Raw genomic sequence first — 269 nt, 5'->3', positions numbered from 1 at the left:
CTAGAAGACTGATGAAGATCTTGTTGTGGTTCGGGCTGTCGCCGTCAGGCGGTGGCCCGGATGTGCCAGGTGGTGCCGTTGTGGTGGAGTCCGAGGTTGATGAGGGTTCGTAGGTTGAGGGCGGCTGTGCGGGTGTGGAGCCAGGCGTTGTTCTTGATCGTGCCGGTGTGTCGCAGTCGTCGGTTGCCGTGGGCGACGAGCCAGGCGACGGCGCGTTCGACCGGTGGCCGCCAGCGGCGGTAGGCGGCCTGCCAGTCGGGGTCGGTGGC

The 269-nt window shown here is 66.9% G+C and carries 1 protein-coding gene; it reads right to left on the bottom strand.

The window, feature by feature from the left end:
• Positions 1-44: 44 nt before the first annotated feature.
• Positions 45-269 (bottom strand): transposase (locus OO57_RS38130; protein WP_033257527.1); only part of this gene is annotated, 225 nt, incomplete at its 5' end.

It is taken from the genome of Kitasatospora phosalacinea (genome assembly GCF_000717185.1).
Classification (GTDB): Bacteria; Actinomycetota; Actinomycetes; order Streptomycetales; family Streptomycetaceae; genus Kitasatospora; species Kitasatospora phosalacinea_A.
This window is presented reverse-complemented; position numbering and strand designations above follow the sequence as displayed.